Annotated in this window: 3 protein-coding genes; all 3 read left to right on the top strand. The window is 44.7% G+C overall.

Annotated features, from left to right (window positions below):
- Nucleotides 1–136: hypothetical protein (locus tag TG4357_RS20210; RefSeq protein WP_144433919.1), on the top strand; the 136-nt coding region annotated here is incomplete at its 5' end.
- An 8-nt stretch (nucleotides 137–144) separates the two neighbouring features.
- Nucleotides 145–1,131, top strand: a complete 987-nt coding sequence (locus TG4357_RS20205; protein ID WP_000466547.1) for a Minor spike protein — start codon at nucleotides 145–147, stop codon at nucleotides 1,129–1,131.
- A 63-nt stretch (nucleotides 1,132–1,194) separates the two neighbouring features.
- Nucleotides 1,195–1,964 (top strand): replication endonuclease (locus tag TG4357_RS20200; protein ID WP_199484626.1); only part of this gene is annotated, 770 nt, incomplete at its 3' end.

Here is a 1,964-nt window from a genome sequence, read left to right as displayed (position 1 = left end):
CCTTCCCCGTACGCCGGGCAATAATGTTTATGTTGGTTTCATGGTTTGGTCTAACTTTACCGCTACTAAATGCCGCGGATTGGTTTCGCTGAATCAGGTTATTAAAGAGATTATTTGTCTCCAGCCACTTAAGTGAGGTGATTTATGTTTGGTGCTATTGCTGGCGGTATTGCTTCTGCTCTTGCTGGTGGCGCCATGTCTAAATTGTTTGGAGGCGGTCAAAAAGCCGCCTCCGGTGGCATTCAAGGTGATGTGCTTGCTACCGATAACAATACTGTAGGCATGGGTGATGCTGGTATTAAATCTGCCATTCAAGGCTCTAATGTTCCTAACCCTGATGAGGCCGTCCCTAGTTTTGTTTCTGGTGCTATGGCTAAAGCTGGTAAAGGACTTCTTGAAGGTACGTTGCAGGCTGGCACTTCTGCCGTTTCTGATAAGTTGCTTGATTTGGTTGGACTTGGTGGCAAGTCTGCCGCTGATAAAGGAAAGGATACTCGTGATTATCTTGCTGCTGCATTTCCTGAGCTTAATGCTTGGGAGCGTGCTGGTGCTGATGCTTCCTCTGCTGGTATGGTTGACGCCGGATTTGAGAATCAAAAAGAGCTTACTAAAATGCAACTGGACAATCAGAAAGAGATTGCCGAGATGCAAAATGAGACTCAAAAAGAGATTGCTGGCATTCAGTCGGCGACTTCACGCCAGAATACGAAAGACCAGGTATATGCACAAAATGAGATGCTTGCTTATCAACAGAAGGAGTCTACTGCTCGCGTTGCGTCTATTATGGAAAACACCAATCTTTCCAAGCAACAGCAGGTTTCCGAGATTATGCGCCAAATGCTTACTCAAGCTCAAACGGCTGGTCAGTATTTTACCAATGACCAAATCAAAGAAATGACTCGCAAGGTTAGTGCTGAGGTTGACTTAGTTCATCAGCAAACGCAGAATCAGCGGTATGGCTCTTCTCATATTGGCGCTACTGCAAAGGATATTTCTAATGTCGTCACTGATGCTGCTTCTGGTGTGGTTGATATTTTTCATGGTATTGATAAAGCTGTTGCCGATACTTGGAACAATTTCTGGAAAGACGGTAAAGCTGATGGTATTGGCTCTAATTTGTCTAGGAAATAACCGTCAGGATTGACACCCTCCCAATTGTATGTTTTCATGCCTCCAAATCTTGGAGGCTTTTTTATGGTTCGTTCTTATTACCCTTCTGAATGTCACGCTGATTATTTTGACTTTGAGCGTATCGAGGCTCTTAAACCTGCTATTGAGGCTTGTGGCATTTCTACTCTTTCTCAATCCCCAATGCTTGGCTTCCATAAGCAGATGGATAACCGCATCAAGCTCTTGGAAGAGATTCTGTCTTTTCGTATGCAGGGCGTTGAGTTCGATAATGGTGATATGTATGTTGACGGCCATAAGGCTGCTTCTGACGTTCGTGATGAGTTTGTATCTGTTACTGAGAAGTTAATGGATGAATTGGCACAATGCTACAATGTGCTCCCCCAACTTGATATTAATAACACTATAGACCACCGCCCCGAAGGGGACGAAAAATGGTTTTTAGAGAACGAGAAGACGGTTACGCAGTTTTGCCGCAAGCTGGCTGCTGAACGCCCTCTTAAGGATATTCGCGATGAGTATAATTACCCCAAAAAGAAAGGTATTAAGGATGAGTGTTCAAGATTGCTGGAGGCCTCCACTATGAAATCGCGTAGAGGCTTTGCTATTCAGCGTTTGATGAATGCAATGCGACAGGCTCATGCTGATGGTTGGTTTATCGTTTTTGACACTCTCACGTTGGCTGACGACCGATTAGAGGCGTTTTATGATAATCCCAATGCTTTGCGTGACTATTTTCGTGATATTGGTCGTATGGTTCTTGCTGCCGAGGGTCGCAAGGCTAATGATTCACACGCCGACTGCTATCAGTATTTTTGTGTGCCTGAGTATGGTAC

It is taken from the genome of Thalassovita gelatinovora (assembly GCF_001458355.1).
GTDB lineage: Bacteria > Pseudomonadota > Alphaproteobacteria > Rhodobacterales > Rhodobacteraceae > Thalassobius > Thalassobius gelatinovorus.
The sequence above is the reverse complement of the archived record's forward strand: the minus strand, read 5'-3'. Positions and strand labels throughout refer to the sequence as shown.

Bases quoted from the DNA above. Each gene is read 5' to 3' on its own strand.
- TG4357_RS20205 (WP_000466547.1), top strand. From the start codon at position 145: ATGTTTGGTGCTATTGCTGGCGGTATTGCTTCTGCTCTTGCTGGTGGC.